The sequence below is a fragment of the Duganella zoogloeoides genome (assembly GCF_034479515.1).
GTDB classification, from domain to species: Bacteria; Pseudomonadota; Gammaproteobacteria; order Burkholderiales; family Burkholderiaceae_D; genus Rugamonas; species Rugamonas zoogloeoides.
Genome location: NZ_CP140152.1, coordinates 1114334 through 1137445, shown reverse-complemented (window position 1 = coordinate 1137445; position 23112 = coordinate 1114334). Strand labels below are relative to the sequence as shown.

The following is a 23112-nucleotide window of genomic DNA, read 5'->3' as shown; positions in this document are numbered from 1 at the left end:
CCGGGCCCGCTTCTTTCGTAGACTGGCTGCACGTCCACTAGCAGCCACGAGCATGCCCACCCGCCATCTCCAGTTCGACGGCCAGACCGTGCGCCTCGACGCCCGCGCCGACCGCCTCGACCCGCGCGACCGCCCCTATGCGCCGCCGCTGGCCGCGCTACCACCGCGCTGGCCCGAAGACGCGCGCCTGCGCCGCCTGCTGCCCGCCTACGCCAGGCAGGGGCTGGTGCTCGATCAAAGCGCGCACGGAGAACATGGCGCATGTACCGGCTACGGCCTGGCCGCCGTGGTCAACTTCCTGCTGTGGCAGCGCGACGGTGCGCCCCCTGCCCCGGTCAGCCCGCACATGCTGTACGACCTGGCGCGCTTCTACGACGAATGGCCGGGCGAGCAATACGAGGGATCAAGCTGCCGGGGCGCCATCAAGGGCTGGAGCAAGCATGGCAGCTGCCTGGCGCCGCTGTGGCAAGCCAGCGTCCACGCCGATCCGCGCGCCGCTGTCGGCTACCGCCCCGACCCGCGCTGGGCCACCGACGCCGCCACCCGCCCGCTCGGTGTGTACTACCGGGTGGACCGCGACGCCATCACCGACATGCAGGCCGCCTTGCACGCGATCGGCGCGCTGTACGCGTCGGCCAGCGTGCACGCGGGATGGCTCGCGGTTGCGGCCGGCAGCGGGCTGGCGCAAGGCCACGAGGATCTGCCGGTGATCGGCTATGACGGCATGGCGGCCGACACCGGCATCCACGCGTTCGCGATTGTCGGCTACAACGAGCACGGCTTCGTGGTGCAAAATTCCTGGGGCCAGGACTGGGGCGCGTGCGGCTTTGCAATATTGCCCTACGACGACTGGCGCAACAACGGCCTCGACTGCTGGGTGGCGGCGCTGGGGGTGCCGCAGGTAGCGGCCTCATCCGTTACCCGGGCCGTCTCCGCTCCCGGCGCCCTGCCCGGCGCGGCGCTCGCTAACGTCGCCACGGCCGCCGCCAAGTCGCGCCGGATCGGCGTGTCGCTCGCTGCTGCCGATCCGCCGGTGCTGGCCAATCCGGCGCTCGCTGGCGCACTGCCGTGGTCCACCGATACCGCCTATGCCCACACGCTGGTGAGCGGCAATAACGGCGTGCTGCGCAGCAGCCGGCCCGACATCGGCCGCGCGGCCGACCTGGTGGCGGTGGCGGTTGGCGAGCGCCTGGGGGCCTGGCTGCGCAGTGGCAACGGAGCCAACGGCAGTGGCAGCAGCAAGAAGGTGGTGATCTACGCCCATGGCGGCCTCAACCCGGAGTCGGCTTCGCTGCGCCGCATCCGTGTCATGGGACCGTACTTTGCCGCCAACGGCATTTACCCGCTGTTTTACACCTGGCGCACGGGCGTGCTGGAAACCCTGGGCGGCCTGCTGTACGACGCCGTCGGCGACGTGGCGGCGCCAGCCCAGGCCGGCCGCACCTTCAGCGATGCCAAGGATGGCCTGCTGGAAACCGTGGCCCACCAGGTCCGGTGGGCGTGGCGTGAAATGCAGGACAACGCCGCGCTGGCCGCGCAGGACGGCGGCGCGCTGGCCTTGCTCGCTGCTGCACTGGTGCGGTTGCGGCAAGAGCACCCGGCACTGGAAATCCACCTGGCCGGTCATTCTGCAGGCGCCTTCGTGCATGGCCACCTGCTCGAACTGTGCCGGCGGGCCAGGCTGCCGGTGGCGTCGGTTACGCTGTACGCGCCGGCCTGTTCGCTGGCGTTCGCCCGGCGCTGTTTTGTGGCGGCGGTGACGGCCGGCGTGGTGCCCCGCGACCGCTTCTGGCTGCACCTGCTGTCCGATGCGGCCGAGCGCGACGATACCGTGGGACCTTACGGCAAGTCCTTGTTATACCTGGTGGCGCGTGGTTTCGAAGAGGTGCGCAAGACGCCGCTGGCGGGCTTGCAACGGACGGTCGATGCGGCCGCGCTGCAACCGGACGACGACCTGTGGCGCGCCGCCGACTGGCCGCAAGTGCGTGCCTGGCGTGCCTGGGTGGCAGCGCTGCCAGCGCAAGCCGATGGCGTGCCGGCCTGCGAGGTCACCGGCATGCGCATGCCGGTATCGTTGCAGCGCGCGGTCAAACCGAGCCACAACGCTTTCGATAACGATATCGTGATCCTGACCCGCACCATCAACCGTGTGCTGGGACGTTCGCCGGGCGCAGCACTTGATGCGCCCGTAACCGATCTGGATTATTAGATGTAATTGAACAGCGACAATCCCGACAAGGATTTGAACGATTTCTGCGCCGCGTCGAGATTGGTCGATTGCTGGGTGAACATCGAGATCGCCGCCACGTAATCGACATCCTGCAACTCCGATAGCACGGTCGCGTATTGCAGCTTGAGGTCGTCGCCGGCGCTATCGAGCGAATCGAGCTCTTTCAACCGCGAGCCGACCGCCGCCTGCACCGACAGGATGTTGTCGGCAGTGTTGTCGATGCTGTTCTGCGCCTGGTTCAGCGCATTGCTGAGGCTAGCCTGGCCGGCAGCGCCCGAACCGGGCGCGCGCAAGGCCTTGATCATGTCGTCGATGGCGCTGAACACCGATTTCTTGGTCGAAGGCTCCACCGAGAACTGGTCGCCGTCGGCCGGTGCGCCCTTGATGTCGAAGGTCATGCCGTCGAACGCAATCGCCTGGCCGCTCACGTACGGCACCGGCACCGCCGGCACCGGCGTTGCTGGCACCGGCTGGTTCAGGGTCAGGTCGGTGATGGTATAGGTGGTGGACGCCGGCGTACCGGGCACGGCAGGCGTGACCTGGAAATCGATCTGGTACTTGTTGCCGGTGAGCTTGGTGGCATCGGCCACCGAACCGGGGCCGATGATGCCGGTGCCGCCGCGACCGTAATTGTCCGCCGACGCGCCGGTGGCGAAACGGCCGTTGCCGGTCATATTGTTCTCAAACACCGAGGAACCGGAATCGCTGATCGCCACCTTGCGGGTGGATGCCACCTGCAACTCGCGCTGGCCCTGGTCGCCGTTGTAGACCACGCCGTTGGCGGTGGGCGTGAACGGTTGTGTTGTCGATTTATAGCCGGAAAACACGTAGCCGCCTACACCGTCGGACGTGTTGGCCTGGCCCAGCAGGTCGGCCAGGCGGCCTTCCAGTTCCACCGCGATCGATTCGCGGTCGGCTTGCGACAGGCTGCCGGCGCCGGCTTTTACTGCCAGCGTTTTAATTTCCGTCATCAGGTTGGTGGAGCTTTGCAGGGCCACGGTTTCCAGCGACAGCAAGCCCTTGGCGTTACTGCGGTTGGTCACCATCTGCTCGTTGATGCCGGCCGACTGCGTGACCTCGAGCGCGCGGGCGCTGGCGATCGGATCGTCGGCAGCGGTGAGGTTCTTGCGGCCGGTGGAGAGCTGTTGCTGGGTACGGGCTAGCGACGACTGCAGCGTGCCGATCTGGTTGACGCCGACGTCGTAAATGGTTTTGGTACTGATGCGCATGACCATGGGACTACCTCGTCAAAAATCTGCTGTGGTTACTCATCGGCCGAGGCTGAGCAAGGTATCGAACAAGGTGCTGGCGATCTGCATGACCTTGCCTGCCGCCTGGTAGGCCTGCTGGTAACGCAGCAGGTTGGCCGCCTCTTCGTCGAGGTTTACACCCGACACGCTCTGGTGCGCCTTGGTCGCCTGCACCACGGCGGCGTCGGCCGCGTTCATGCCGATCTGCGCTTCGCGCGCCTTGTTGCCCACCACGTTGACCACCTGGGCGTACGCGCCCTGGAACGTGGCGGTGCCGTTGTTCATCACGTTCTTCGATTGCAGGCCGGCCAGCAAGGCGCCGTTGCGACTGTCGCCCACGCCGCTGGTATTGGGGCCGACGGTAAAGGTGTCGCCATTGCCCGGCGCGCCCGTAATGTTGAAGCTGACGCCGCCGAAACCGATGGCCGCACCATCGGTAAACGGCACCGCGGTGCCGGCCGGATACGTGGTGGTGTTGCCGTTGGCGGTGACTGTCACATCCTGGCCGGCCGGGAAGCCGGTCAGGGTGCCGGCCGTCTTGTCGAAGGTCAGCGTGACCGGCGCCGCCAGGGCATTGCCCGGCGCCAAGTAATTCTGGTCCACGGTGCCGGCCGAAATCTTGGCGGTGCCGGTGTTGGCAATCGGCGCGCCGGTGGTGACCGGCGCGGCCAGCGCGATCTTGGTCGGATCGTTGACCGCCACCGTCAAGTCCTTGGCGGCGGCGTAGGTCGGGCGCACCAGGAAGTTGTCGTTTTGCGCGGGCGAACCGGTGATGCTGTAAGCCACGCCGTCGATCACCTGCGGTTCGGTCTGCGGGAACGGGTTAATTTGCGTGACCTGGCCATCGCTCAGGCGCTTGACGTTGAAATTGGTGCCGTCGAAATCGACGCTGTAATCGCTGGCCGTGAGCTTGCCGGCATCGACCACCGTGCCCTTGACTTCGGCCGTGCTTTGCGGCGCGTTGTTGGTGTTGGGGTTGACGTAAGCCTGGATCGGATTGAAAAAGGTGCCGCCCAGGGCGCCGTTCTGGTCCTGCCCCAGCTGGTGCTGGGCGTTGAAACTGGTGGCCAGCGACGCCGCCACCTGGCCCAGCTGGTTCTGGGCGCCGTCAAGCGCAGTATTGCGAAACTCGATCAGGCCGCCCAGCTGGCCACCGGTGACCACCTTGTCGGGCAGCGGCGTGAACTTGCCGTTGGGGGCCACGTAGCCGACCGACATCTTGGACGGATCGTTGGCGGCCTGCGCTGTGCCCAGGGTGAACGCGGTATTGCCGACCACCAGCGGCTGGCCGGTGCCCATTTGCACCGTCAGCATATTGTTGTCGCCCTGCACCACATTGGTCTTGACCAGCTTGTTTAAATCGGTGATCAGCTGGTCGCGGTGGTCGAGCAGGTCGTTGGGCAGGTCGCCGCCCGAACTGAGCCCGGCGATGGTGTTGTTGAGTTCGGCAATCTGGCGCGCGAACGAGTTGATCTCGCCCACGCTGGAGACGATCTGGCTGTTGACGCCTTCGGAAATTTCGTTGAGGCGCGCGCTCATGCCCTGGAAGCGGGCGGCCAGCGACTCGGACGTCGACAGCATCGACTGCCGCGCCGCTGCCGAGGCCGGGCTGGCGGTAGCGTTCTGCACGCCATTGAAGAAATCCTGCATCACCGGCGACAGGCCGGCGGTAGGGTCGGCCAACAGGTTGTCGATCTGCGAAATCTGCTTGTAAAAGCCTTCCAGCGAGGCCTGGTTGGTTTCGGCGCCGCGCAACTGGTTGGCCAGGAAATTGTCGTAGTAACGGCGCACGGTCGACACTTCGGTGCCGGTACCGACAAAGCCGGCGCCAGTGTTTTGCGACGGCGTGTCGGTCTGCACCACGCCCTGGCGCGTATAGCCAGGAACGTTCGCGTTGGTAATGTTGTTGCCGGTCGTGGACAATCCGACCTGGGCCGCCAACAAACCACTTCTGCCGATGCTCAGTAGACTCATGATGGTTTCACTTTATATTGCTAATGTTTACGGCAGCCCAGCCCAAAACTTGAATGACCCGGATTTGACAGCCTCAAGCTGGCCGGCTTAAATCGGCCCAGGGCTAGGCGCAGCGCCGAAGACAGTGCGTAAAGCACGGCTAGGCGCTGCAACGACGCCATGGGTCGATTTAACCGGCCAGCGAGCGTTTAATGATGCTAGTGAGTTTGTTGGCATATTGGGGGTCGGTGGCGTAACCGGCCTTCTGCAGCCCCTGGGCAAACGCGCTGGCGTCGCCGGCGCTGGCCAGTACTTTTTCGTAGCGCGGGTTGCTGGTGATCAGGCGCGCATAATCCTTGAAGCTGTCCGCGTAGCTGTCGTAGGCGCGGAAGCGTTCGACCTTGGTCTGGGCCTTGCCGTTGACGTATTCGGTCGTGGTCGCTTCGACCACCTTGCCTTTCCAGTCAGCCGTGGCCTTGATGCCGAACAGGTTGTTGCTGTTGGTGCCATCGCGGCCCTTGATTTCGCGTTTGCCCCAGCCGCTCTCGAGCGCAGCCTGGCCCAGCATGAACTTGGCCGGGATGCCGGTGGCGGCGCTGGCCTCGTCCGCGTGCGACGACAGTTTTTCCTGGAAGCTCACCACGTGCGGCGCCTGCGAGCCGCGCCGCGCCGGGGCGGCAGTCTTGGCCTCGGCAGTGGCCTCGGCCTTGGCGGCGGCATTGCCACCGGCAGCGGCGATGGCTTTTTGCAGCTTGGCGTCCATCAGGCTGGCCATGCCGGCAAAGCTGCCGGCATTGGCGCCGTCGGTGGGGTCGCCGGCGCCACCCACGGCCAGCGCCTGCTTGTCGTTCTGGCCCAGCTGGCGCACCAACATGTCGGCCAGGCCGATGCCCTTCTTGGCGATGCTCTGGGCGGTTTGCTGGTCCTGCATGCCGGTAAACATCTTGGTCTGGTCGCTATTGGTGAGACTGTCCTGCGGCGACGCTTCGCGCATGGTCTTCAACATCATGTTGACGAACATCGCTTCGAATTGGGTGGCGGCGCCCTTGAGCGCTTCGGGCGTGCCAGCCCGCGCACCCTGGCGCAAGCTGCCCATGTCCTTGACATCGAGCGCGAATTTTCGGGAGAGGTCGTTGCCGACGTTGGAGGTGTTTTGGCTGGCCATGGCGATAGTCCCGCAATCTGCTTAAATGATTTCCAGTTCGGCGCGCAGCGAACCTGCGGCCTTCATGGCTTGCAGGATCGACAGCAAATCCTGCGGTGTGGCGCCGATGGCGTTGAGGGCCTTGACGACCTCGGCCAGCGAAGCGCCGCCCTTGACCATCATGACCTTGCCACCGTCTTTTTTGATGGCCACGTTTTGATTCTGGGTGACCACGGTGGAGCCGCCCGAGAGCGGATTGGGCTGGCTTACCTGCGGGTCGGACGAGACCGATACTGACATATTGCCGTGCGAAATGGCGCACGTCTCCAAGGTCACCGCGCGGTTCATCACCACCGAGCCGGTACGCGCATTCATGATCACCTTGGCCGGCTGTTCGGCCGGATTGACATTCATGTCCTGCAAGGTGCCGATGAAGGTCACGCGCTGGTCGCTGCTGCTGGGCGCCTGCACGCGAATCACGCGGCCGTCGAGCGCGTAAGCTATGCCGGCGCCGTATTTGTCGTTGATGGCATCGACCACGCGGCTTGCAGTCGCGAAGTCGGCGGTGTTCAATTCCAGGCGGATCATATTGCCTTCGCCCAGGCTCGAAGCGACGGCGCGTTCCACCGTGGCGCCGGCGGAAATCTTGCCCACGCTCAGGTGATTGATGACCAGCGAATTGCCGCCACCGCCACCACCGGCCTGCACCCCGACCCCGCCGACCAGCACGTTGCCTTGCGCCATGGCATAGACCTGGCCATCGGCGCCCTTCAACGGCGTCATCAACAAGGTGCCACCGCGCAAGCTCTTGGCGTTACCCATCGACGAGACGGTGATGTCGAGCGTCTGGCCCGGCTGCGAGAACGGCGGCAGCGACGACGTCACCATCACGGCAGCGACGTTTTTCAGTTGCAGCTGGGTGCCCTGCGGCAGGTTCACGCCCAGTTGCTGCAGCATCGACACCACGCTTTGCACGGTAAACGGGGTTTGCGTGGTCTGGTCGCCGCTGCCGTCGAGCCCCACCACGATGCCGTAACCGATCAGCTGGTTGTGGCGCACGCCAGCGATGCTGGCCAGGTCGCGCAGGCGCTCGGCCTGGGCCGGTGGCGCCATCAGCAGCGACAGCACCACGGTGCCGGCGATGATGCCCACCACCACCGCTGCGCGCTTGCAGGCGGCGACAGCGCGCTCGGCGCTGTAGGCTTTGGAAAAGGCTGGAGTGTGTTTCATATCGGCCTCAGAACGGCAAGATGCTCTGGAAGAAGCGCGACACCATCGATGCCACTTCCGCCTTGTCCACCTGGCTGCTGGTGCGGTACTCGACGCGGGCATCGGCCACGGCGGTGGACGACACGGTATTGCCGGTGACAATATTGTCGGGATTGACCATGCCGGAGAAGCGGATGAATTCCACGCCCTTGTTCATCGCCACCTGCTTTTCGCCGGCCACGATCAGGTTGCCATTCGGCAGAACTTCCACCACGGTGATGCCCATGGTGCCGGTGAAGGCGTTGCTGGCGGTCTGGTTGTCGGCGCCGGAAAAGCTGTTTTCGTTGTTGATCGCCAGCGGGTTGCCGAACGTGCCTTGCAGGGGCTTGGGCAAGCCGATGCTGACCGCGCTGGTCTTGTTGGCGGAATTGGTACCGGCCTTGTTGGCGGTGGTGCGTTCGGTGATGACCAGGGTCAGCACGTCGCCCACCTGGCGCGCACGGCGGTCCTCGAAGATCGGCCGGAAATTGCCGCCCTGGTAGATGGCGCCGCTGGTCGGCTTGACCTGCATTTGCTCGGTCGTCAGCGGGCGCGCGGTGCGTGGCGAATCGACGATCGACGTGGGCGTGACGTTGGCGCAGCCGACCGACATGGCGGCGACAGCAAGGACGAGGGAGGCGAGTTTCATGGCATGTTCCTTACAGCTGCGACAGGCGGGCCAGCATCTGGTCCGACGTGGTGATGGCCTTGGAATTGATCTCGTAGGCGCGCTGGCTCTGGATCATGTTGACCATTTCCTCGACCACGTTGACGTTCGACGATTCCACGTAGCCTTGCAGGATGGCGCCGAGGCCGTTGGTGCCGGGCGTATTGGTTTGCGGTGCGCCCGAGGCGCCGGTTTCCACGTACAGGTTTTCCCCCTTCGATTCGAGCCCGGTCGGGTTGATGAAGGTGGACAGTTGCAGCGCGCCCAGCTGCTGCGGCGCCACCGTGCCCGGTACCAGGGCCGAGACCGTGCCGTCGCGGCCGACGGTGATGTTTTGTGCTTCGATCGGGATGGTGATCGGCGGTTGCAGCACGAAGCCGCTGGAGGTGACCATCTGGCCGTTGTTGTCGCGCTGGAACGAGCCGTCGCGGGTGTAGGCGGTTGTACCGTCTGGCAGCAGCACGTTGAAGAAGCCGGCGCCGTTGACCATGATGTCCTTGTCGTTGCCGGTCGCCTGCGGATTGCCCTGGGTATGGATGCGTTCGATCGCGACGGGACGTACACCGGTACCTTGCTGCATGCCCGATGGCAGGTTGGTCTGTTGCGAGGACTGGCCGCCGGGCTGGCGGATGTTCTGGTACAGCAGGTCCTCGAAGACCGCACGCGATTTCTTGAAGCCGGTGGTGCTGACGTTGGCCAGATTGTGCGAGGTGACGTCGAGCTGCGTCTGCTGCGCCTCCATGCCGGTCTTGGCGATCCAAAGTGAACGTATCATGATCCTTCTCCCGTAGCTTGGATGGGCGCTTTGCCACGGCGGCAAACGCTCATCCCACAACAGCATTATGCGGGAGCCGGGGTCAACCCAAAGCGAGGATCTGGGTGGCTTTTGCGGCGTTATTCTCGGCGTTCTTCAACAAGCTCATTTGCATGTCGAACTGCCTTGCCAGGCTGATCATGTTGACCATGGAATCGACCGGGTTGACGTTGCTGCCCTCGATGACGCCATCGACAATGCGCACAGCCGGGTCGTTCTGCGCGGGCGTGCCGTCGGCCTGGCGGAACAGGCCGTCGTCGCCACGCAGCAGGCCGGCGGTCGGTGGATTGACCAGCTTTAAACGGCCCAGCACGTTCGACGGGCCCGGCTGGAACTCGTTGGACACCGTGCTCACCGTGCCGTCGCTGGCGATCGTGATGGTGGTGTCGGGCGGCACCGCGATGGGGCCGCCGTCGCCGATCAGGGTCTGGCCGCTGGTGGTTTGCAGCAAGCCGTTTTCGTTCACGCGCAGGCTGCCGTTGCGGGTGTATGCTTCCGAACCGTCGGCCGACTGCACCGCCAGCCAGCCCTGCTCGCGGATGGCGATATCGAGCGCGCGGCCGGTGGTTTGCATCGGCCCGGCCGTGAAGTTGGAGCCCACCGTGGAATCGACCACGAAGGCGCGCGTGGGCAGACCGTCCGACATGACCGGCACCGCCCGGAAGGAATCGAGCTGGGCGCGAAAACCGTTGGTGGTGGCGTTGGCCAGGTTGTTCGACACGGTGGCTTGCTGCTCCATCACGTGCCGCGCACCGGTCATCGCGGTATAGATCAGACGGTCCATGGTTTACCTCATCAACGCAGGTTGACCAGCGTTTGCAGCAGCGAGTCTTCGGTCTTGATGGTCTGCGCATTGGCCTGATAGACGCGCTGCGCGGTGATCATGTTGACCAGCTCCTCGGTCAGATCGACGTTCGAGGTTTCCACCGAACTCGAACGCAATTGCCCCATCGAACCGGCATTTGGCACGCCGATCATCGGCTGGCCGGACGCGGCGCTTTCGGACCACGCATTGTTACCGAGCGGAGTCAGGCCATCGACGCTGGCGAAGTTGGCCATGGCGATCTGGCCCATGGCGCGCGACTTGCCGTTGCTGTACTGGCCCAGGATGATGCCGTTCTCGTCGATCGACAAACGCTGCCACGAGCCGGCCGAGTAGCCGTTCTGGACCGAACCCAGGTCGTTGGTGGCGCTGCCGTACTGCGTGGTGTTCTCGAACGTGGTGGCGACCGTCAGCGGCTGCAGCGAACCGGTGTCCGGGAAGATCGGCAACTGGATCTGGAACGGCAGCGTTTGCGGCGGCGTGCGCAGCGCCATGGCGCCCGGGTCGAGGTTGCCGCTGCGGTCGAATTGCAAGGTGCCGACCTTGATTGCCGGCACCGTGATGGCGTCGGCCAGCTTGGCGCTGATTTCGTCCGGCGACAGGTCGGTGATGCGGCCCGACGAGGTCGGATCGAGCGCGGTATAGGCGGTATCGAGCGCGGCCAGTTGTGCGGCACTGGCCTGGGCCGGTGCGGTGGAAGCGGCGGTGCGCATCACGTTATAAGCGACGGTGGCGTACGCGGCAGCGGCCTGAGCAATGGTGTCGGCATCGGGCGGCGTGGCGCGGATGGCGTCGTTGTAGGCGGTGCGCGCGGTAGCCACGCCGGCATCGGAATTGATGGCGGCGGCCACGCCGGCGGAAATGACTTCCTTGTTGTCGGCAGCGGCGTACACGTCCCAGACATTGGCATCGGTCTTGACGTAGTACGTGGTCATGATGTGCTGGGTACCGAGGCTGTCGTACACGTCGAGCACGGTCTGCTTGTTATAGGTTTCCGGGTCGTTGGCATTGAACGGGTTCTTGGCAGGCACTTTCTCGGCCGAGCTCAGGTTCAGGTGATAGTTGGCCTCGGTGGTTTGCACCGGTTTCAGGTCGGATTTATCGAGCACCAGCGGCACCGGCGCACCGAGCTGGATCACGCCGGCGGTGTTGGCCAGGTAGCCGGTCAGCACCGCGCCCTGCGCGTTGACCAGCGTGTGCTGGTTATCTTCGTGGAACTGGCCATTGCGCGAATACTGCACCGCGCCGTTGACGGTCATGCGGAAGAAGCCACCGCCGTTGATCGAGACATCGAGCGGGTTGTTGGTGGTTTCGATATTACCCTGCGTGAACTGCTGGGCGATCTTGGAGGTCATCACGCCGATGCCCGGATTTTGACCGGCCACGCCGTTGAGCGAATTGGCATACAGGTCGGCAAACTGCGCTTCCGAACTCTTGAAGCCGACGGTGCTGGCATTGGCGATGTTGTTACCGATCACCGACAGCGATTTCGATGCAGCGTTCAGGCCGCTCAGTCCTTGTTGGAACATGGTATTCCCCTAGTTAAAGTACTTCTTTAATTTCAGCCAAGGTGAAGTGGCCGAGCGATGTATTGAGTTTGACGCCGGCGCTGCCGGTGGACACGCTGGCCACGGCCGCCAGTTGCAGCGGAGTCGCGTTGTCGAGCGCCTTGCCGCCGGTGGTGGCCTTGACCGTGAACGTGTAGCTGCCCGCTTCAGCCACCGTCTTGTCGTCCTTGGTGCCGTCCCAGGTGATCGGATAGGTGCCGGCATCCGCGCTTTTCATGCTCATCGTGCGCACCGTCTTGCCGGTCTTGTCGACGATGTTGATATCGACCACGTCGGCCGCCGTGCCCAGCTCCACGCCGAACACGCTGCTGCTGGACTTGGTGCCGTCGGCGGCGGTGGCGGTGCTCAGTTCGATGCCCTTGCCTGCCACCAGCACGCCTTTGCCGATCAGGTTGGTCGCTGTCATCGACTGGGCGCTGGCCTGGTCGGCCCGCAAGGACTCCAGCGTGGCGTTGACCTTGTTGATGCCGGTGACGGTGGACAGCTGCGCCAGCTGGCTGGTCATGGCGGCGTTGTCCATCGGGTTGAGCGGGTCCTGGTTCTTCAGCTGGGTCACCAGCAGCAGCATGAACTTGTCCTGGTCGGCCTGCACGCTGTCGGTGGAGGTGGTACTGGTGCTCGAGCTGGTGGCCACCGAGTTGGTGGTCACGGTCTTGGGGGTATCGATAATGCCGCTGACTGCCATGATGATTCTTTCTATCAGTTCTGACCGATGGTCAGGGTTTTGTTCAACATCGACTTGGCGGCGTTCATCACTTCCACGTTGTTCTGGTAGGAACGCGACGCCGACAGCATGTTGACCATCTCGTCAACCGGATTGACGTTGGGCATGGTGACGTAGCCCTTGTCGTCGGCCAGCGGATTTTGCGGGTCGTATTTCATTTTCATCGGCGACTGGTCTTCCACCACCTGCTTGACGCGCACGCCGGTCGAGGCGCCGCCATTGGTGGGCGGCGTCGCTTCGAACACGACCTGGCGCGCACGGTAGGCTTCGCCCGTGGAACTGGTGCCGCTGTCGGCATTGGCCAGGTTGGATGCGGTGACGTTGAGGCGCTGGGCTTGCGCGCTCATGGCCGAACCGGAAACATTAAAGATGCTGAAGAGGGACATGATCAGGCTCCTCAGTTACCGGACTGCAGGGCGTTCATCATGCCCTTGATCTGCGCGTTGATCATGGTCAGGCTGGCCTCGTAGCGCACCGCGTTGTCGGCAAACTGGTTGCGCTCGACGTCCATGTCGACCGTGTTGCCATCGACCGCGCCCTGGACCACGCCCCGGTACAGCAGCGGCGTGCCGTCGGCCAGCAGGCCGCCATCGGACGGCGGGTTCGGGAAGTGGCGCGCGGCGGTCGTCTTCATGCTGGCGGCGGCGGTCGGGCTGGCCTTTTCCACGGCTGCCTTCATGGCGCTGGAAAAATCGATGTCACGCGCCTTGTAATTGGGCGTGTCGGCATTGGCAATATTCGAAGCGAGCACGGTCTGGCGCTTTTCGCGCAAGTTCAGGGCCGATTCGTTAAAGCGCATGTAGTCGTCGAGCTTGGAAAGCATGGTGGCCTCCGGGTGTATTAACAGGATCGATGATACGGAGTTGCTTCCGCGAACCATCAACCGAGCAGCAGCGGCTTTTCCACCTTATTCCACGCTTCAAGCACGGTGCGGTTCTCTATCATGGCAGCATTGAATGGAAGGCCTGCGCCATGACCCCACGTCTCGTTACACTGTTAATTTCCGCCGCGCTGCTGCTGCCGGTGCTGCCCCAGGCCCACGCCCAGGGCCGGCAAGATGCGGCCGGCACCAAGCGCACCGTTGAAGAGTTTCTCAAGATACAAAGCGGCGGCCTGCCGGGCCAGGTCACGGTGGCCGTGGGCGCCATCGACCCGCGCCTGAACCTGGCCGCCTGCCCGGCCCCGCAGGCATTCTTCTCGCCGGGCGCACGCGCCTGGGGCAAGACCACCGTGGGCGTGCGCTGCACGGCGCCGGCCGCCTGGACCCTGTATGTGCAAGCGAGCGTGACCGTGATGGGCGACTATGTCGCCAGCGCCGCGCCCTTGGTGCAGGGCCAGGAGATCGAGGAACGCCAGTTGGTCGTGCTGCAGGGCGACCTGACCAGCCTGCCGGCGGGCGTGGCCACCGATGTCAGCCAGGTGATCGGCCGCAGCACCAATGCATCATTGCCGCCAGGCACTCCCTTGCGTCTTGATACCTTGCGCAGCAAGCCGGTGGTGCAGCCGGGCCAGCTGGTGCGGCTGGTGTCCTCCGGCAGCGGTTTCAGCGTGTCGGCCGAAGCCCGCGCAATGAGCACGGCGACCGATGGCCAGGTGGTGCGGGTCAAAACCGCCTCGGGACAACAGATCAGCGGTATCGCCAAAACCGGCGGACTGGTGGAGGTGGCGTTTTAAAGGATGGCAAAAGCTGGGGGTCTTGGTCACGACGGCGCTAAAGTTTCTCAAACGCGCGCCGTTATAGACTCAGATCCCGGAGTATCACACTCCACCCAGTGAAGGAAGTGCTGTGAAAATCAACGATACAACATTAAAGAACACGCCAGGCTTGCCTGCAACGAACAGCCCGCCCGCCACGACCACCCGCAGCGCAGAGACGGCGGTGCAGTCGTCCACCCCGGCTGCGACCGACAGCGTACGGTTGTCGCCGCAGGGCCAGGCCATGGCAGCGAGCGCCACCAATGGCGCCGGCGCCGTGTTCGACAGCAAAAAAGTCGAACGCATCAAGCTGGCAATTGCCGATGGGCAGTTCCAGGTCAACTCGGAAAAAGTGGCGGATGGCTTGCTCGATACGGTCAAGGATCTGCTGCACTCAAGACAACGTTAGGATAGATCATGACCACGGTCACCCCGCTCGACAATCTGCGCGAAGAAGCGCACATCATGACCACCTTGCTGGACTTGCTCAAGCAAGAACAGCAGATGCTGGTCTCGGCGGAGATCGAAGGCCTGGATGTGGTCACCAACAAGAAAACCGTGCTGATCGCGCAGATGACCCTGCTGTCGGCCCAACGCCACCGCGCCCTGGGCAAGGCCGGCTTCCCGGCCGAAGAGGCTGGCATGGAAGCCTGGATCGCCGCCAGCGGCAACGGCGACATTGCCCAAGCCTGGACTGCGCTGCTCGACACCACGCGCGAAGCCAAGGAATGCAATCGCGTTAACGGCATGCTGATCAACAAGCAAATCAATAATACCCAGGGCGCACTGGCGGCCCTGCGGCCTTCGACCGGTGGCCAGACGTATAGCGCAACCGGCATGTCGAATCCAATACCACGCAGCAGAGGCTTTTTAGCAGGCTGAATGATGGCCTGAAGCCGCCCAGGACTCCGGGCGGTTCAGGCCATCTCTCGGTGACGTTTGTGTTTGCTTATTGCGGAGTTGGCGTCGCGGCTGGGGTTACAGTCGGCGCAGCCGCCGGTGCGACATTGGTCGGCAACTCCGTCACCGGATCAGGCAAGCCCGATAGAATCGTTACCGCCACCCGGCGGTTGCGGGCGCGGCCGATGGGGTCGTCGTTCGAGGCGACCGGCACGTTCGAGCCGAAGCCCACTGCCGTCAACCGCGTGGGCGCCACGCCATTTTCCACGAATAAACGCACCACGCTGCTGGCGCGCACCGACGACAGTTCCCAGTTCGACGGGAATTGCGCATTACTGATCGGCAGATCGTCGGTGTGACCCTCGACCTGCACGTTATGGGTATCGTTCTTGAGCAGCACGCCTACCGCGCTCAACGCTTCCACCGATTCCGGCGTCAGGCGCGCATCGGCCGGGTCGAACAACACGCTGGCATTGATTTCCACGCTCACGCCCCGGCTGTTCTGCGTCACGCGTACTTTCCCCTCCTTGACCAGCGGCGCCAGCGTGGACAGCAAGTCCTGCGCCAGCCGGGTCATTTCCTGGCGCTCCTGTTTCAGCATTTCGGCGCGGCGTTTCAGGGCGGGATTGGGGATCGGCAGGTTGGGCACTTGCGTGTTGACCGGCGGCGACGATCCGGCGCCGCCAAAGGCGTCACCCAGGGCATCGGAAAACACCTTGTACTTGCCGATATTGACCGACGAGATCGCGTACATCACGACGAAGAACGCGAACAGCAGGGTAATGAAATCGGCGTACGAGATCAGCCAGCGCTCGTGGTTTTCCACCTCGTCGTCGAACTTTTTGCGGGCGCGCCGATGGTACATCTCAGTGCTCGCGCATCAAGGTGGCGATGCGCTCTTCGATCACGCGCGAGTGGTCGCCGGTGGCAATATCGTAAAACACGGCGGCGGCGATTTCCTGCTGGTGCACATGCTGGTTGACGATGGCCTTGAGCTTGTTGGCAATCGGATAGAAGAACAGGTTGGCCAGGCCCACGCCATAAATCGTGGAGACGAACGCCACCGCGATGCCGGCGCCCAGCTTGGTGGGGTCGGTGAGGTTTTCCATCACGTGGATCAGGCCCAGCACGGCGCCGAGGATGCCGATGGTGGGCGCGTAGCCGGCGGCCGATTCCCATACCCGCACGGCCAGCCGTTCCTCGGTCTCGTACGCGGTGATTTCGGTGTCGAGCAACTGGCGCAGCTTGTCGGGGTTGATGCCATCGACAATCAGGCGCAGGCCCTTGGTATTGAATTTATCCTTGGAGGCCAGCATGTGGCGCTCGAGCGACAGCAGGCCGTCGCGGCGCGCGGCCAGGTTCCAGGCGCTGATGTCGCGCGCCAGTGCGGCCCGCGTGTCCGGCGGCGGCGCGAACACCATGCGCAACATCTTCATGCCGCGCACGAAGGTGCGCAGCTTCGATTGCAGCAGCACGGCGCCGAAGGTACCGATCACCACGATGGCAAACGCGGCCGGCTGCACCAGCGAGGACAGCTTGCCGCCCTCCATGGTCTGGCCGATGGCGATGCCGATCAGCGCAATGACGACACCGGCTATGCTGGCCCAGTCCATGCCTTCTCCCTGAGATTGGCCCGCAGGCGCGCCACGGCTTGCGTATGCAGCTGCGATACGCGCGATTCCGACACACCCATCACGGCGCCGATTTCCTTCAAGTTGAGCTCCTCTTCGTAGTACAGCCCCATCAGGATCTTCTCGCGCTCGGGCAAGGCATCGATGGCGTTGATCACGGCCTGGCGGAAGTCGGTGTCGAGCAATGCGCGCAGCGGATCGGACTCTTCATCGGAACAGTAACGGTCGAGGAAACTGTCGTTGCCGTCGTCGTCATGGAAGTCCTCGTAGTACACCAGCTGGTGGCCGCCGCCGTCGGACAGCATGTCCTGGTAATCGGACAACGACAGCTTGAGCGACTTGGCCACCTCCGACTCGGTCGGTGGATGGCCTAGCTTTTGTTGCAGCGTGCTCATGGCCGCTTCGATCTTGCGCATGTTCTGGCGCATCGAGCGCGGCAGCCAGTCGCTGGTGCGCAGCTCGTCGAGCATGGCGCCACGGATACGCAGCACGGCATAGGTTTCGAACTGCGCACCATGGGTTTCTTCGTAACGGTTGATGGCGTCGAGCAGCCCGATCATGCCGGCTTGCACCAGATCATCGACCTCTACGCTGGGCGGCAACTTTGCCTTCATGTGATGGGCAAGACGCTTGACCAACGGCATGTGCTCCGTCAGCAAGGTGTTCTTGTCCGCTTTCCCTTTGACCGTGTACATAGCCTATTGTTTTACTTTCAAGCGCTAAAATGATTGCCGCTCCCCATCTGGAAAGAAGGCGAGCCAGCCAGCGCAAAGCGCCCCGCCAGTTGACGAAACGCCACCGATGCACCGGCCAGCGGAAACGCATCCACCACCGCGCGACCCAAACGCGCGGCGCGCTGCAGGTATTCATCGGCCGGCACCGAGCCCATCGAGACCAGGTTGACGGCCAGGTAGCGGCTGGCAGCTTGTGCCATATTATCGTAAACCAACTTAGCTTCGGCTTCCGATGCACCGGTGACAAGAATTCCGAACGGCCGGCGGCCCAATTCCTGGTTCAATTGCTTGATTAAACTGTAGGCAGCCTTGATCGAAGCAGCGCTGGCCGACACTTGCACCACGATCTCGGAACTGGCCATGACCGGCACCGGGAACGACTCGCCGTCGAACTCGCCATCGACAATTACCATGCCGGTCTGCTTGACCAGCACGTCGAAAGCCTTGGCCAGGCGGCGGGTTTCGTCGGGGCCGCTGCGCGGCATGCCGCGCGTCATCGACGCCACGGCAAAGCCCTGCGGCGCCTGGTGCAGCACCTGGTTCAATGCGCATTCCTGGCGCGCCACGTTGAGCAGGCTGGCGCCGCCGTCGAGGCCGAGCCGGCTGGCCACGCCGCGGGCGCTGGCGCACGCGTCCATCAACAGCACGTCGTTGCCGGCCCGGGCCAGCGAAGCGCCCAGGTTGACCAGCATGGCGCCCTTGTCGTCCTGCGCGGTGGCGGACAAAAAGGTGACGATGCGGGGCTTGGGGCCCGCCAGCATGCGGCGCAGGCCTTCGGCCTGGTCGAAATCGAAATTAGCCAAGGTGTACCTCGCGCTGCGCGTTGTGCTGGCTGCCCGACATCAACAGCGGCAGTTCATTGTCCAGGTATTGGGTATTGACGACGTCGCGTTTCAATTTGAACGCGCGATCGATCAGGTAGGCCGGATCGGCCAGGTGCAGGTCTTCCGGCACCCGCTGGCCGTTCGAGACGTAGAACAGGTTGAGCTTTTGGCGGATCACCACGTCGAGCACGTTGCCGATCGCTGCCGCTTCGTCGAGCTTGGTCATGATGCAGCCGGCCAGGCCGCTGCCCTGGTAGGCGCGCACCACTTCCGACAGGGTTTCCTGGGTAGCCGTGGCATTCAGGCACAACAGGCGCTTGACGTCGGAGCCGGCGCCTTGCAGCATCGAGACCTGCTCGGTGACCATCTGGTCGCGCTGGCTCACGCCCACGGTATCGATCAGCACCGTGTGCTTGTTGCGCAATTCCTTGAGGGCGATGCGCAGGTCCGCTTCGTCCTTGACCGAGTGCACCATCACGCCGAGGATCTTGCCGTAGATACGCAGTTGCTCGTGGGCGCCGATGCGGTAGGCGTCGGTGGTGATGAGGGCCAGCTTGTCCGGGCCGTGGCGCATCACGCAGCGCGCGGCCAGCTTGGCGGTGCTGGTGGTTTTGCCAACACCGGTTGGCCCCACCAGTGCGAACACGCCACCCTGGTCGATCAGCGCATCTTCGTTGGCCATGGCCGACAGGTTGCGTGTCAACACGGTCTTAATCCAGCGCATGCTGTCGGCGACATCGCGGTTGGCTGGCAGCTTGTCGATCAGGTAGCGCGCCAGGCTGGCCGAAAAACCGGCGGCCAGCATCTCGCGCAGCACGGCGGCTTTTTGCGGCTCGCGGGCCTGGGTGCTGCCCCAGGCGATTTCCGCCAGCTGGGTTTGCATCATGCCGCGCATGGCGCGGATTTCGCTCATCATGTCTTGCATTTCAGCGGCGGCGCTCTGCTTGGCGCTGGCGACGGCCGAGGCGACCATGGCGCTGACCTGGTCGGCATCGAGTTGCGGTGCGCGCGGCTGGGCTGGCATGCTGGCCGGCGCTGCTGCAGCAGCGGTCTTGGTGGCGTACGACGATGGCGAGGCGACCACGCGGCGTGGCGGTTGCTGGGCCTGTTGTGCCTGTTGGGCGGCGTGGTGGTGCAGCGGTTGCATGGCCTGCTGAGGCGGCTGCGCCTGGCGTGCCGTCGGCTGCATGGTCTGCTGAGGCGGCTGCGACTGGCGTGGTGGCATGTAAGGCGCTTCGTCGAAATGGGGCTCGAGGCGCGCATCGAGGCGCTGGCTACGTTGCGCGATGGCGGCGTCGAAGTCGAGCGACGGGGCCGGCTCGGCCATCGGCGAGTGCGGCGCCGGCATCGCCAGCGAAGCGGCGTCGTCGTTGGCCAGGGCCAGGATTTCCACCATGCCGTCTGCCTGGCGGTTGGACAGGATCACGGCGTCAGGCCCCAGCGCTTCGCGAACCTTGCGCAATGCCTCGCGCGACGTGGGCGCGGTGAATTTTTTCACGTTCATGGCCGGCTCCCCAGGAACTGGCTGATGCGGGGTTGCAAGGTAATGTAGGCCATCGATGACTCCTGTAGCTTGAGCGATGCATCGCGCGGCTGCGACGCTTCTATCACTCGGACAGTGCCATTATTGACGATGCACTCAGGAAACGATCTGATGAACAGGCGGGGAAATGGGCCGCATTTCAATGCGGCCGCGTGGAGTGGTCAGGCTTGGTCATTCGGTACGAAAAACGGCGTCGAGCGAATCGGCGTGGACAAAGTTTTTTGCCCACTGATTGAGCAGGTCGGCAGGTGCATCTTCCAGCATGATTTGCACCGGCAAACTTAACGGGCCGAACCGGGCTCTAAGCATCAGGGACAGCAAGTCAGCAGAACCGCGCCGCTGCCCTTGCTCCAGACCTTGTTCCAGACCTTGTTCCAGACCTTGTTGCAGGCCTTGCTCCATGCCTTTCTTGATCCCGTTTTCCATACCTATACGTTCGATAGAAGACAAGTATGTCATGTCACTCCTCCTTTCCAGTTGAACAATCCCTGATCGCAGGCGCTGCTCCAGCGCTGGCGGCAAGTACATGATCCAGTCCATCACCCGATAGAGATCGATGATACGCTGCCGGTCCCAGTCACGCTCATACAACATCTTGGTGAGCTTCCACTTTGCGATGCGGCGTCGATGCGCATCGTTACGGGTACTCTGAGCCAGCAAATGCGCTGCGCTGACCAGCGCGAACGCGTTTTCCTGGCTCGCCAGGTCCGGGATCACGTATCCGTAATCCTGCATTTTTGCGATCGGGAAATCAAGCTGCATCGTGCAGCCAAGCTGCTGCCAGCCGAAGCCGGTCGGACGCCAGTGGCGGTTCTCGTCGGTCAGCAACGCCATGCTGGCCACCGGACGGCGGTAGCGGTCATACACGCGGTAGTTATAAATGAACATGCGCTCGGCAAAATCGGCATCGCGCCAACCCTGCACTTCCAGATGCACCAGTACCCACTGCTCGTCGCCATCGAGCTTGCGCACACTGACCAGCTTGTCCAACAAGCGTTTGCCGAGCTCGGCATCAGCCGACAATGCGGCCAGCTCCTGGTCGAGAAATACGTGCGGCAGCGACCAGTCGATTTGCGCATGCGCCTGGGGAAAGTAGAAAGCCATGAATTCCGGAAAGTGGTGCATGACCACTTCCTTCCATGGCGAATCATAGTCGTCGCTCATATGCCAAGTTTTAGACTTGGCACAGGGCGCGGTTTGATACAGATCAAACGCGCGCCGGACGGTGCGAGATTACGTCTGGCCCACCAGCGCGGTCACGCGAATGGTCTTGCTTTCCGGGATCTCGGCATGCGACAGCACTTTCAGCTGCGGCAGCGCGCGCCGCAGGAAGCGCGACAGCAAGGCGCGCAGCGGGCCCGGCACCAGCAATACCGGCGTCAGTCCCATCGCCTCCTGCTGCTGCGCCGCATTCGCCGCCTGCTGGGCGATGGTATCGGCCAAGCCGGGTTCGATGCCGGCGCCGTCCGGACCGCTGGCGGCCAGCGCCTGCATCAACAGGCGTTCCAGGCGATTATCCAGGGTCATCACCGACAACTCGTTGGTGCCAGGGAACAGTTGCTGGACGATGGCGCGGCCCAGCGCCATGCGCACCAGCGCGGTCAGGTCGCTTGGGTCTTGCGTGTGCACGGTGTGCTCGGCCAGGGTCTCGATAATGGTGCGCATATCGCGGATGTGCACGCCTTCGACCAGCAGGTTTTGCAGCACTTTTTGCAGCGTGGACAGCGACACCATTTTCGGCACCAGGTCTTCCACCAGGCGCGGCGCTTCCTTGGCCAGGTGGTCGAGCAGCGCCTGCACTTCGGCCCGGCCCAGCAGTTCCGATGCATGGGTGGAAATCAGGTGGTTCAAATGCGTGGCCACCACGGTGCCGGCATCGACTACCGTGTAACCCATGCCCTGCGCCTGGTCGCGCAAACTGGCGTCGATCCAGGTGGCGGGGAGGCCAAAGGCCGGATCGGTGGTCACCAGGCCCTGCAGCGTGCCGCTGGCCATGCCGGGATTGATCGCCAGGAACTGGCCGTTGAACGCTTCGCCCATGCCCACTTCCACGCCTTTGAGGGTGATGCGGTAGGCCGACGGTTTCAGTTCCAGGTTGTCCCGGATGTGCACCGGCGGCGCCAGGAAGCCGACCTCTTGCGCGAACTTCTTGCGGATGCCCTTGATGCGCTTGAGCAGTTCGCCGCCCTGGGTTTTATCGACCAGCGGAATCAGGCGGTAGCCCACTTCCAGGCCCAGGGTATCGACCGGCATCACGTCCTGCCAGCTCGCTTCTTCCTGCTCCGGCGCCGGCGGCGCGGCAGCGGCGGCAGCCGCCGCTGCTTCCGCCTCGGCCTTGGCCTTGCCCACCGGGCCACCGGTGACTTTTTCCTTGCGGGCCATCATGTAGCCGGCGCCGAGGATGGCGCCGCCGATGGTCAGGAACATGACGTTCGGCATGCCGGGAATCAGGCCCAGGCCGAAGATGATGCCGCCGGTGACGTACAGCACTTCCACGCGTGCAAACAGTTGCGACACCATCTGGGTACCGATGTCCTGCTCACTGGCCACGCGCGACACCACGATACCGGCCGCGATCGAGATGATCAGCGATGGAATCTGCGCCACCAGGCCGTCACCGATGGCCAACAGCGTGTAGATCTGCGCCGCTTCGCCGAACGGCAGGCCGTGCTGGATCACGCCGACCAGCAAGCCGCCGATGACGTTGATCACGGTGACCAGGATGCCGGCCACGGCATCGCCGCGTACGTATTTGCTGGCGCCGTCCATCGCGCCATAGAACTCCGCTTCCTGCGAGACTTCGTTGCGGCGCTTGCGGGCGTCCGCCTCACCGATCAGGCCGGCATTCAGGTCGGCGTCAATCGCCATCTGCTTACCTGGCATGGCGTCCAGCGCGAAACGCGCGCCCACCTCGGCGATACGGCCTGCGCCCTTGGTTACCACGATAAAGTTGATAATGGTCAGGATGATGAACACCACGATACCGACCGTGTAATTACCGCCAATCAGGAAATGGCCGAATGCTTCCACCACTTTACCGGCAGCATCCGCGCCAGTGTGGCCTTCGGTCAGCACCACGCGGGTGGACGCGACGTTCAGCGACAGGCGCAGCATGGTCGAGACCAGCAGCACGGTCGGGAACGCCATGAAGTCGAGCGGCTTCACCGTGTACAGGCTGGTCAGCAGCACCACGATCGCCAGCGCGATATTGAAAGTGAAGAAGATGTCGAGCACGAACGCCGGCAACGGCAGGATCATCATCGACAGCATCATGATCAGGAAGATCGGCGCCGCCAGCGAAGACTTGTTCTGGCTGGTCGCCAGGCCTTGCAGCCATGGCGGCATTTTGACGTTGCTCATTGCG

The 23112-nt window shown here is 63.8% G+C and carries 22 protein-coding genes; 4 read left to right on the top strand and 18 right to left on the bottom strand.

Going from position 1 to position 23112, the window contains the following annotated elements:
• Window positions 1–52 precede the first annotated feature (52 nt).
• On the top strand, window positions 53–2209 hold the full coding sequence (locus SR858_RS04980; RefSeq protein WP_019922837.1) for a C1 family peptidase: 2157 nt from the start codon (window positions 53–55) through the stop codon (window positions 2207–2209).
• Here SR858_RS04980 and flgL read toward each other — a convergent pair.
• From flgL to flgB, 11 genes are all read right to left on the bottom strand, one after another.
• Entirely contained in the window at window positions 2206–3459 is a 1254-nt protein-coding gene (gene flgL, locus SR858_RS04975) for a flagellar hook-associated protein FlgL (RefSeq protein ID WP_026637459.1), read from the bottom strand. The two genes, SR858_RS04980 and flgL, sit on opposite strands and share 4 nt — an antisense overlap.
• Before the next feature lie 39 nt (window positions 3460–3498).
• On the bottom strand, window positions 3499–5454 hold the full coding sequence (flgK, locus tag SR858_RS04970; RefSeq protein WP_040377922.1) for a flagellar hook-associated protein FlgK: 1956 nt from the start codon (window positions 5452–5454) through the stop codon (window positions 3499–3501).
• A gap of 169 nt (window positions 5455–5623) precedes the next feature.
• A complete protein-coding gene (flgJ, locus tag SR858_RS04965) occupies window positions 5624–6598 on the bottom strand; it encodes a flagellar assembly peptidoglycan hydrolase FlgJ (protein WP_019922840.1) in 975 nt (324 codons plus the stop codon).
• Between the two features lie 21 nt (window positions 6599–6619).
• The gene (locus tag SR858_RS04960; protein WP_019922841.1) at window positions 6620–7807 is read right to left on the bottom strand and encodes a flagellar basal body P-ring protein FlgI; all 1188 of its coding nucleotides are present in this window, start codon (window positions 7805–7807) and stop codon (window positions 6620–6622) included.
• Between the two features lie 7 nt (window positions 7808–7814).
• Window positions 7815–8474: a flagellar basal body L-ring protein FlgH gene (locus SR858_RS04955; protein ID WP_026637462.1), complete on the bottom strand. Its 660-nt coding sequence runs from the start codon at window positions 8472–8474 to the stop codon at window positions 7815–7817.
• Window positions 8475–8484: 10 nt separating this feature from the next.
• Complete coding sequence (flgG, locus tag SR858_RS04950; protein ID WP_019922843.1) at window positions 8485–9267, bottom strand: flagellar basal-body rod protein FlgG; 783 nt, start codon at window positions 9265–9267, stop codon at window positions 8485–8487.
• Window positions 9268–9349: 82 nt separating this feature from the next.
• Window positions 9350–10090, bottom strand: a complete 741-nt coding sequence (flgF, locus tag SR858_RS04945) for a flagellar basal-body rod protein FlgF (RefSeq protein WP_019922844.1) — start codon at window positions 10088–10090, stop codon at window positions 9350–9352.
• Window positions 10091–10101: 11 nt separating this feature from the next.
• On the bottom strand, window positions 10102–11658 hold the full coding sequence (locus tag SR858_RS04940; protein WP_019922845.1) for a flagellar hook protein FlgE: 1557 nt from the start codon (window positions 11656–11658) through the stop codon (window positions 10102–10104).
• A 13-nt stretch (window positions 11659–11671) separates the two neighbouring features.
• The gene (locus tag SR858_RS04935) at window positions 11672–12382 is read right to left on the bottom strand and encodes a flagellar hook assembly protein FlgD (RefSeq protein ID WP_019922846.1); all 711 of its coding nucleotides are present in this window, start codon (window positions 12380–12382) and stop codon (window positions 11672–11674) included.
• 14 nt (window positions 12383–12396) lie between these two features.
• Window positions 12397–12807, bottom strand: a complete 411-nt coding sequence (flgC, locus tag SR858_RS04930) for a flagellar basal body rod protein FlgC (RefSeq protein WP_019922847.1) — start codon at window positions 12805–12807, stop codon at window positions 12397–12399.
• A gap of 11 nt (window positions 12808–12818) precedes the next feature.
• Window positions 12819–13244, bottom strand: coding sequence for a flagellar basal body rod protein FlgB (gene flgB / locus SR858_RS04925; RefSeq protein WP_019922848.1), 426 nt, complete (start codon window positions 13242–13244; stop codon window positions 12819–12821).
• Between the two features lie 149 nt (window positions 13245–13393).
• Here flgB and flgA point away from each other — a divergent pair, with 149 nt between their 5' ends.
• The 3 genes from flgA (at window position 13394) to SR858_RS04910 (ending at window position 14998) form a co-directional block, all read left to right on the top strand.
• Window positions 13394–14095, top strand: a complete 702-nt coding sequence (flgA, locus tag SR858_RS04920) for a flagellar basal body P-ring formation chaperone FlgA (protein ID WP_019922849.1) — start codon at window positions 13394–13396, stop codon at window positions 14093–14095.
• 112 nt (window positions 14096–14207) lie between these two features.
• Complete coding sequence (flgM, locus tag SR858_RS04915; protein WP_026637463.1) at window positions 14208–14525, top strand: flagellar biosynthesis anti-sigma factor FlgM; 318 nt, start codon at window positions 14208–14210, stop codon at window positions 14523–14525.
• A gap of 8 nt (window positions 14526–14533) precedes the next feature.
• Window positions 14534–14998, top strand: a complete 465-nt coding sequence (locus SR858_RS04910; protein ID WP_019922851.1) for a flagella synthesis protein FlgN — start codon at window positions 14534–14536, stop codon at window positions 14996–14998.
• Window positions 14999–15065: 67 nt separating this feature from the next.
• Here the strand turns inward: SR858_RS04910 and motD are convergent, their stop codons facing one another.
• From motD to flhA, 7 genes are all read right to left on the bottom strand, one after another.
• The gene (motD, locus tag SR858_RS04905; protein WP_019922852.1) at window positions 15066–15881 is read right to left on the bottom strand and encodes a flagellar motor protein MotD; all 816 of its coding nucleotides are present in this window, start codon (window positions 15879–15881) and stop codon (window positions 15066–15068) included.
• A gap of 1 nt (window position 15882) precedes the next feature.
• Complete coding sequence (locus SR858_RS04900) at window positions 15883–16629, bottom strand: flagellar motor protein (RefSeq protein WP_019922853.1); 747 nt, start codon at window positions 16627–16629, stop codon at window positions 15883–15885.
• Window positions 16611–17342 (bottom strand): RNA polymerase sigma factor FliA, encoded by a 732-nt coding sequence (locus SR858_RS04895; protein WP_019922854.1) that lies wholly within the window; start codon window positions 17340–17342, stop codon window positions 16611–16613. Before SR858_RS04895 ends, SR858_RS04900 begins: the two co-directional genes overlap by 19 nt.
• A 17-nt stretch (window positions 17343–17359) precedes the next feature.
• A complete protein-coding gene (locus tag SR858_RS04890; RefSeq protein ID WP_019922855.1) occupies window positions 17360–18184 on the bottom strand; it encodes a MinD/ParA family ATP-binding protein in 825 nt (274 codons plus the stop codon).
• On the bottom strand, window positions 18177–19709 hold the full coding sequence (flhF, locus tag SR858_RS04885) for a flagellar biosynthesis protein FlhF (RefSeq protein ID WP_019922856.1): 1533 nt from the start codon (window positions 19707–19709) through the stop codon (window positions 18177–18179). Before flhF ends, SR858_RS04890 begins: the two co-directional genes overlap by 8 nt.
• A 210-nt stretch (window positions 19710–19919) precedes the next feature.
• Window positions 19920–20912: an RpnC/YadD family protein gene (locus SR858_RS04880; protein ID WP_019922857.1), complete on the bottom strand. Its 993-nt coding sequence runs from the start codon at window positions 20910–20912 to the stop codon at window positions 19920–19922.
• Between the two features lie 69 nt (window positions 20913–20981).
• Window positions 20982–23108 (bottom strand): flagellar biosynthesis protein FlhA, encoded by a 2127-nt coding sequence (flhA, locus tag SR858_RS04875; protein ID WP_019922858.1) that lies wholly within the window; start codon window positions 23106–23108, stop codon window positions 20982–20984.
• Window positions 23109–23112: the final 4 nt, after the last annotated feature.

Bases quoted from the DNA above. Each gene is read 5' to 3' on its own strand.
- SR858_RS04980 (WP_019922837.1), top strand. From the start codon at position 53: ATGCCCACCCGCCATCTCCAGTTCGACGGCCAGACCGTGCGCCTCGAC.
- flgL (WP_026637459.1), bottom strand. From the start codon at position 3,459: ATGCGCATCAGTACCAAAACCATTTACGACGTCGGCGTCAACCAGATC.
- flgK (WP_040377922.1), bottom strand. From the start codon at position 5,454: ATGAGTCTACTGAGCATCGGCAGAAGTGGTTTGTTGGCGGCCCAGGTC.
- flgJ (WP_019922840.1), bottom strand. From the start codon at position 6,598: ATGGCCAGCCAAAACACCTCCAACGTCGGCAACGACCTCTCCCGAAAA.
- SR858_RS04960 (WP_019922841.1), bottom strand. From the start codon at position 7,807: ATGAAACACACTCCAGCCTTTTCCAAAGCCTACAGCGCCGAGCGCGCT.
- SR858_RS04955 (WP_026637462.1), bottom strand. From the start codon at position 8,474: ATGAAACTCGCCTCCCTCGTCCTTGCTGTCGCCGCCATGTCGGTCGGC.
- flgG (WP_019922843.1), bottom strand. From the start codon at position 9,267: ATGATACGTTCACTTTGGATCGCCAAGACCGGCATGGAGGCGCAGCAG.
- flgF (WP_019922844.1), bottom strand. From the start codon at position 10,090: ATGGACCGTCTGATCTATACCGCGATGACCGGTGCGCGGCACGTGATG.
- SR858_RS04940 (WP_019922845.1), bottom strand. From the start codon at position 11,658: ATGTTCCAACAAGGACTGAGCGGCCTGAACGCTGCATCGAAATCGCTG.
- SR858_RS04935 (WP_019922846.1), bottom strand. From the start codon at position 12,382: ATGGCAGTCAGCGGCATTATCGATACCCCCAAGACCGTGACCACCAAC.
- flgC (WP_019922847.1), bottom strand. From the start codon at position 12,807: ATGTCCCTCTTCAGCATCTTTAATGTTTCCGGTTCGGCCATGAGCGCG.
- flgB (WP_019922848.1), bottom strand. From the start codon at position 13,244: ATGCTTTCCAAGCTCGACGACTACATGCGCTTTAACGAATCGGCCCTG.
- flgA (WP_019922849.1), top strand. From the start codon at position 13,394: ATGACCCCACGTCTCGTTACACTGTTAATTTCCGCCGCGCTGCTGCTG.
- SR858_RS04910 (WP_019922851.1), top strand. From the start codon at position 14,534: ATGACCACGGTCACCCCGCTCGACAATCTGCGCGAAGAAGCGCACATC.
- motD (WP_019922852.1), bottom strand. From the start codon at position 15,881: ATGTACCATCGGCGCGCCCGCAAAAAGTTCGACGACGAGGTGGAAAAC.
- SR858_RS04900 (WP_019922853.1), bottom strand. From the start codon at position 16,629: ATGGACTGGGCCAGCATAGCCGGTGTCGTCATTGCGCTGATCGGCATC.
- SR858_RS04895 (WP_019922854.1), bottom strand. From the start codon at position 17,342: ATGTACACGGTCAAAGGGAAAGCGGACAAGAACACCTTGCTGACGGAG.
- flhF (WP_019922856.1), bottom strand. From the start codon at position 19,709: ATGAACGTGAAAAAATTCACCGCGCCCACGTCGCGCGAGGCATTGCGC.
- SR858_RS04880 (WP_019922857.1), bottom strand. From the start codon at position 20,912: ATGAGCGACGACTATGATTCGCCATGGAAGGAAGTGGTCATGCACCAC.
- flhA (WP_019922858.1), bottom strand. From the start codon at position 23,108: ATGAGCAACGTCAAAATGCCGCCATGGCTGCAAGGCCTGGCGACCAGC.